This window comes from Paracidovorax valerianellae, from assembly GCF_900102625.1.
Classification (GTDB): domain Bacteria; phylum Pseudomonadota; class Gammaproteobacteria; order Burkholderiales; family Burkholderiaceae_C; genus Paracidovorax; species Paracidovorax valerianellae.
This window is the reverse complement of sequence record NZ_FMZC01000032.1, coordinates 1-7,170: the sequence shown is the minus strand read 5'-3', so window position 1 is coordinate 7,170 and position 7,170 is coordinate 1. Positions and strand designations below refer to the sequence as shown.

Annotated in this window: 3 protein-coding genes; all 3 read left to right on the top strand. The window is 65.7% G+C overall.

Annotation, left to right across the window (positions count from 1 at the left end):
• Positions 1 to 370 (top strand): phosphopantetheine-binding protein (locus BLT03_RS23425; RefSeq protein ID WP_139160527.1); only part of this gene is annotated, 370 nt, incomplete at its 5' end.
• Positions 370 to 4,977: a type I polyketide synthase gene (locus BLT03_RS23420; protein WP_092746181.1), complete on the top strand. Its 4,608-nt coding sequence runs from the start codon at positions 370 to 372 to the stop codon at positions 4,975 to 4,977. The genes BLT03_RS23425 and BLT03_RS23420, both read left to right, overlap by 1 nt.
• A 23-nt stretch (positions 4,978 to 5,000) precedes the next feature.
• Positions 5,001 to 7,170 (top strand): condensation domain-containing protein (locus BLT03_RS23415; protein ID WP_139160526.1); only part of this gene is annotated, 2,170 nt, incomplete at its 3' end.

Sequence of the window (7,170 nt, the reverse complement as noted above, 5' to 3'; positions counted from 1 at the left end):
GGCGCTGCCTGCGGCGCAGTTCGGGGCCAGCGAAGGCTATGAAGCGCCACAGGGGGAGATCGAGGAGGCGCTGGCCGCCATCTGGGCCGAGGTGCTGGGCCTGGAACGCGTCGGGCGACATGACCCATTCTTCGATATCGGCGGCCATTCTTTGTTGCTGGTCCGCGTGCACCGGATGCTCCAGGATCGCTGCCAGGTTTCGCTGCCCCTGGTACAGCTTTTTCAATACCCCACGGTCGCGGCCTTGGCCCGGCGCATCCAACAAGGTGCGACAGCCGCGCCCTCCGAGGCGGCAAAAGCAGACCACCGCGCGCTGCGCCAGCGCGCCGCACTCATCCAACGCCGCCAATCCGCAGCAGGAGTGAACTGATGCCCAGCACACAACCTCATCCGGAATGGACCGGCATCGAGATCGCCATCGTTGGAATGGCCGGTCGATTCCCCGGGGCCGATGATGTGGACGCTTTCTGGCGCCAGATCAAAACGGGCGCTGAAGCCGTTCAGCGCTTCAGCGACGGGTCACTGCGCCAGCGCGGCGTGCCGCAGTCCCTGTTGGACGATCCGGACTACGTCAAGGCCGGCGTGCCTTTCAAAGGCGCCGACGAGTTCGATGCGGGACTGTTCGGCTACACCCCTCGTGAGGCCGAACAACTCGATCCGCAGCAACGCGTTTTCCTGGAGTGCGCCTGGGCCGCTCTGGAACATGCAGGCTGCGACACGCAACGTTGGCCGGGCAAGGTCGGCGTATACGCCGGCGAAGGCCCCCACTTGTACCTGATCCGGCACCTGCTACCCGCTTTCGGCCTCGAGCAAAACACCGGCATTGCGGAACTGCTGGGCCTGCTGAGCGCCAATGCCAGCAGTTCTCTCTGCACGCGGGTGGCCTACAAGCTCGATCTTTGTGGGCCCGCGGTGACGGTTCAGACCGCCTGTTCGACCTCGCTCGTGGCCGTGCACACCGCCTGCCAGGCATTGCTCGGCCAGGATTGCGACATGGCCCTTGCCGGAGGCGTGTGGCTCAACCTGTTGCAGGAGGATGGCTATCGCTACCAGCCTGGGGCGATCCTTTCGCCCGACGGGCATTGCCGCGCCTTCGATGCCCGTGCCGGCGGCACTGTGATCGGCAGCGGTTGCGGCATCGTCGTGCTCAAGCGCCTGGAAGATGCCTTGCGAGACGGCGACACGGTCCACGCAGTGATCAAGGGTTCGGCCATGAACAACGACGGCTCGGACAAGGTCGGGTTCACCGCGCCCAGCGTGAACGGGCAGGCCGAGGTGATCCGCGCGGCCCAGTTGATTGCCGGAGTGGCGGCCGACACCATCGGCTATGTCGAAGCGCATGGCACCGGCACGGTGCTGGGCGACCCCATAGAAGTCGCGGCGCTGACCCAGGCTTTCCGTGCCGATACCGAGCGCAAGGGGTTTTGCGCCCTGGGTTCAGCCAAGACCCACATCGGTCACCTCGACGCTGCGGCGGGTGTGGCGGGGCTGATCCGCGCGGTACTGGCACTCAAGCACCGGACCCTTCCGCCCAGCCTCCATTTCGAACAGCCCAACCCGGCGATCGATTTCGCGAACAGTCCTTTCTACGTCAACGCTGCTGCGCAACCCTGGCCGCGCAGTGGCGTGCCGCGCCGCGCAGGAGTGAGTTCTTTCGGCATCGGCGGCACCAATGTGCATGTAGTGCTGGAAGAGGCGCCTGCGATGCCCGCCCGGATGCAGTCAGTGGCCGGCTGGCACGTGCTGCCGATGTCGGCACAGAGCCCTCTGGCATTGCAGCAGGCTGCGAACGCACTGGGGAAGTATTTGATTGCTCAGGTCGACACACCCTTGGCCGACGTGGCCTTCACCTTGCAGGCAGGGCGCCGCGCCTTTCCCCTGCGTGCTGCGATCGTCAGCGACAGCACTGCATCGGCCGCGCAGGGCCTGGTGAATTCCGAAGAGTTGTTCCGTCACCCCGTCCGGTCGCCCGAGGCGCCGCCCAGCGTGGTGTTTCTCTTGCCGGGCGGCGGCACGCAGCATGCCAACATGGGGCAGGACCTTTACCGCAACGAGCCCGTCTTTCGCGAAGAGGTTGATCGCTGCTTCCAGGTTCTGCAGCAGTCCGAAGGGCTGGATCTGCTGCCGTTGTTGTACCCCACAGACGGTGGCGAAGCCGCAGCCGATGCTCGGTTGGCCCGCATCGAGTTCACACAGCCTGCGCTCTTCGTTGTCGAATATGCGATGGCGCGGCTCTGGATGTCGCGCGGTGTGCAGCCCAGTCTCTTGCTGGGCCACAGCCTGGGCGAATACGTGGCCGCTTGCCTGGCGGGTGTGTTCGCCCTGGAGGATGCCTTGCACCTCGTGGCCCTCAGAGGCCGGCTCATGCAGTCGCTGCCTACGGGTGCCATGACCGCCATCGCGCTTCCCGAAGCGGAACTGGCGCCCTTCGTTGTGGCTGGCTGCGATATTGCCGCGGTCAACGGCGCGCAATTGTGTGTGCTCGCCGGGCCGCTGAAAGCCATCGAAGCGGCAGAGCAGGCCTTGCTCGCCCATCAACATTTTCCGCGCCGCCTGCATGTCGAAGTGGCCTCCCACTCCGCCATGACCGAGGGCATAGCGGTGGCATTGCAGCAGGCGGTCAGCGCTGTGCCGCGCCAAGCGCCACGCATTCCCTTCCTGTCGAACGTGACGGGTCAGACCATCACGGCGGAGCAGGCCACCGATCCGAACTACTGGGCCCGACACCTGCGCGGCACGGTGCGTTTCGCAGATGGATTGGACGTTGTCTTCAAGACCCCCGGCCGGGTGCTGCTGGAGGTCGGCCCCGGAGAGACTCTGTCGGGCCTTGCGCGCCAGCACCCTTCGGCTCACACCGCCGCGGGCATCTGGTCCAGCCAGGCACACCCTCAGCAGCGGGCGCACAACGAACGCCACATGGCGCAGACGCTGGCCGGGCTCTGGTGCGCGGGCGTGGCCATCGATTGGGCGGCCTTCCATCCGCCAGGCCAGCGCCACCGGCTCGCGCTGCCGGGCTACGCTTTTCAGCGCCGGCGCTATTGGGTAGATGCACCTGCGGCAGGGAAACCGTTTGCGTCGACGAAACCTGTGGCGATCGATTCGTTCTATCTGCCCGGCTGGGAGACCGTTCCTCCCATCGAGGCTACGGTGGCCAAAGCACGTGCCGGAGCGTGCACGCTGGTCCTCGGTGACCAAGGCGAGTTCTGCGAAAGCCTGATGCAGGCCATCCGGAAAAGATCGGCTCGGGGCCACGCCGTGGTCCTGGTAGAGATGGGAACGGCCAGCCACCCGATTGGCCCGCTGCACCATGTCGTTCGCGCCAATCACCGGGCCGATCACGCGCAGATGCTGGCGCGAGTGCAGGCAGCGCATGGACCCGTGGCGGAAATTCACCACCTCTGGGCGCTCGATGCGGCCCCTGGCTCGTCCGATGCTGTGCTAGAACGCGGGTACTTCAGCGTTTTGGCCCTCGTGCAAGCCTTGAACGACGCGGCACCGAATCGTGAAAGCCCATTGGCCCTTCGTGTGATTGCGAGCCGGATGGCCGATGTGTCGGGCGCCGATCCGCTGTGCCCTGAAAACAGCATGTTGGTCGCGTTGTGCAAAGTGATCGGTCAGGAATACCCGCACATCGATTGCCGAGCAACCGACTTGGTTCTGCCTTCTGTCGGCGCGAGCGATGCCTGGCTTGTCCGAGAACTGGTCGCCGACGCGCAGCGCCGCCGCGATGACCCGGTACGGGCGTATCGCGGGCGAAAAGTATGGCGGCCTGCCTATGCGCCATTGCCGCGCACCGATTTGGCTGCGCCCTCCCGCTTTCGATCGCGGGGCGTTTATCTGATCACCGGAGGTCTTGGCGGCGTGGGCCTGGCCGTCGCAAAGCACTTGGCCGAGCATTGGCAGGCCCGTTTGGTGCTGCTGGGACGCACGCCGGTACCCGCGCCCGAAGAATGGGATGCACTGATCGCAGACATCGCGCAGCCTTCGGAACTGCGCCTGAAACTGGCCCAGTTGAAAGATCTGCAAGCCTTGGGAGGCGAGGTGCTCACGCTGGCCGCCGATGTGGCGGACCCCGCACAAATGCTGGTGGCGGTTTCGCAAGCACGGCAACGGTTCGGTCCCTTGAATGGCGTCATCCACGCGGCAGGGTATGCCAACAGCGGAATGATGGCCCAGCGCAGCGCAGCGGCAGCCCAGGCAGTGTTCGCACCGAAGCTGGGCGGGACGCAGGCATTGCTTGCCGCGGTGCGTGGTGAGCCGCTTGATTTCGTATTGCTTTGCTCCTCCATTTCCAGCATGGCGGGAGGGTTGGGCATGAGCGACTACGCCGCCGCCAATGCCTACCTGGACGCCGTAGCCGCGTTGGAGCAACGCTCCGGCTTTCCGGTGGTCTCGGTCAATTGGGATGCCTGGCGCGATTTGGGCATGGCGGCTGGCCTCGTGCTTCCGCACGGTGTGGGCATGGATGGCCCCGAGGGCGCCCGTGCCCTTGAACGCATCGTCAACGGCCCCGCGCATGCGCAGGTGGTGATCTCCACCACCAATCTGATGCAGCGCCTTGGCGACATCGACAACGGCATGCTTGAACTCATCGAGTCCACACCGGGAGCCAATGGCCGCCCGGCCCGCAGCCGGCACCCCCGCCCTGTGTTGCAGACCGCTTATGTGGCGCCGGACGGAGATCTGGAGGTGGCTTTGGCCGAGGTCTGGCAGGACATGCTGGGCATGGATCGGGTCGGCGTGCACGACAACTTGTTCGAACTGGGTGGCGACTCGCTTCTCGCGATCCAGTTGCTGGCCCGGGTGCGAAAAGCCTATGCCGTGGAGCTTCACCCCGCTTCTTTCTTCAAGGCGCCCACGCTGGGTGCACTGGCGCTATTGGTCGAGGCGCGCTTGATCGACGACATCGAATGCAGCACTGCTGCCGCCGATACCGACGCAGATGCCGCCCCCAATTCGTTGTCTGCTGCCGCCTGACCCCACTGTTTTCAAGACGATCCATGCCAGAAACCCAAGACCTTTCTGCCCGCCGCGCGGGCCTGACGCCTGAGCAGCGCGCACAACTGCAACAGCGGCTGCGGGGCGCTGCGCAGGCGGTTGCCTCCGCCGTGCCATTGCCGCAGGCCATCGTTGGGCGCAGCGCGCCCGGCCGGACGGCGCTGTCGGCGGCCCAGCAAAGGATGTGGTTTCTTTGGCAGCTCGACCCCACCAGCACGGCATACCACGTGAGCGGCGGGCTTCGCCTGGATGGCGCGGTGAATCAAGCGGCACTGGTGGCAAGCTTGCACGCTCTGGTCGAGCGCCATGAATCGCTTCGCACCGTGTTCGCAGAAGCAGCAGATGGAAGTGCCGAGCAATGTGTGCAACCCGCTGGGCGAATGGATCTGCCGTCTCTGGACCTGCGTGGCATGCCGCCCGATGCACAAGAGGCTCGTCGAAGCGATGCGGTGCAGAAACTGCGCGGCACGCCGTTCGATTTGAGCACCGGGCCGCTGATGCGAGTGTTGCTGATCCAACGCGATGAGCTCGCGTACGAGTTGTTGGTGGTCATGCACCACATCATTTCGGACGGCTGGTCGGTGCAGGTGATCCTCGACGAACTGGCGGTGCAGTACGCTGCCCGTGTGCGCGGCCAAGTGCCCGTGTTGCAGCCCCTGCCCATCCAATACACGGACTATGCCGCTTGGCAGGCGCAATGGCTCGCCAGTGGGGAAGGCGATCGGCAATTGGCATGGTGGCGTGCCAAACTGGGCCAGGAGCAGCCGGCGCTGTCCCTCCCCACGGACCGGCCACGCCGCGGCGATGGACGTTATCGCGCTGCGCAGCACCGCATGGTTCTGCCGGAATCGCTGGTGCTCACGCTGCGCCGGGCCGCCCAGGGCAAGGGCGCCACTTTGTTCATGGCGTTGCTCAGCGGCTTCCATGCGCTGTTACACCGATACACGGGGCAGGCCGATGTCCGCGTGGGCGTACCGGTGGCCAATCGCAACCGGACGGAAACAGTCGGTGTGGTCGGGTTCTTCGTCAACACCCAGGTATTGAGAGCCCGGTTGGATGGCCGCTTGGACGGCGCGGCACTGCTAGAGCAGACCCGCGATACCGCCATTGGTGCCCAGACGCATCAAGAACTGCCATTCGAGCACTTGGTCGCTGCCATGCGCCCCGAGCGCAGCTTGAGCACCAGCCCGTTGTTTCAAGTCATGTTCAACCACCTGCGTCGCGACCATCGTTCGCTGGCAGATTGGCCTGGCGTGACGGTGGGACGGCTGGACTTCGATGAAGAAGCCGCGCAGTTCGAACTGACCCTGCAAACCTGTGAAACCGGAGCCGGTCAGGTCGAGGCTGCGTTTATCTACGCGGCGGAACTGTTCGAAGCGCAGACGATGGAGCGAATGGCGGGGCACTACATAGCGCTCCTGCAGGCCCTGGCCGAGCACCCCGATCAGTTGGTGGGGGAAGTGCCCCTGCTGGGCCAAGCCGAGCAGGCGCAGTTGGCGGCCTGGGGCGACAACCGCCAGGGCCACGGAGCGCCCGTGCCCGTGCACGAGCTGTTCGAGCGCCAGGCGCTGGCGCAGCCGCAGGCCCCTGCGCTGGTGTTCGGCGAAGAACACTTGAGCTACGGCGAGCTCAACGCGCGGGCCAACCGGCTGGCGCACCGGCTGGTGCGGCTGGGCGTGCGGCCCGAGACACGGGTGGGCATTCTGGTCGAGCGCAGTACCGAGATGGTGGTGGGCCTGCTGGGCATCTTGAAGGCAGGGGGCGCCTACGTTCCCCTGGACCCGGAATATCCGCCAGAGCGGCTGGCGTACATGGTGCAGGACAGCGGCATCGCACTGCTGCTCACGCAAAGCCACCTGAGCGGAGCGATCCCCCCAGCATCCGGGCTGGACGTCCTGGCGCTGGACACGCTGCAGCTGAGCGACGAGCCAGAGCACGACCCGAAGGTGCCGCTGCATGCGGAGAACCTGGCCTACGTCATCTACACCTCCGGCTCCACCGGAAGGCCCAAGGGCGCTGCCGTTCGCCACGGCGCCCTGCACAGCTGCATGGCCTGGATGCAGCAGACCTACGCCCTGAACGCCAGCGACACCGTGCTGCACAAGGCCCCGTTCGGCTTTGACGTCTCCGTCTGGGAAACCTTCTGGCCCCTGACCACCGGAGTGCGGCTCG

Excerpts from the sequence above, each read along its gene's own strand:
- BLT03_RS23420 (WP_092746181.1), top strand. The coding sequence starts at position 370 with ATGCCCAGCACACAACCTCATCCGGAATGGACCGGCATCGAGATCGCC.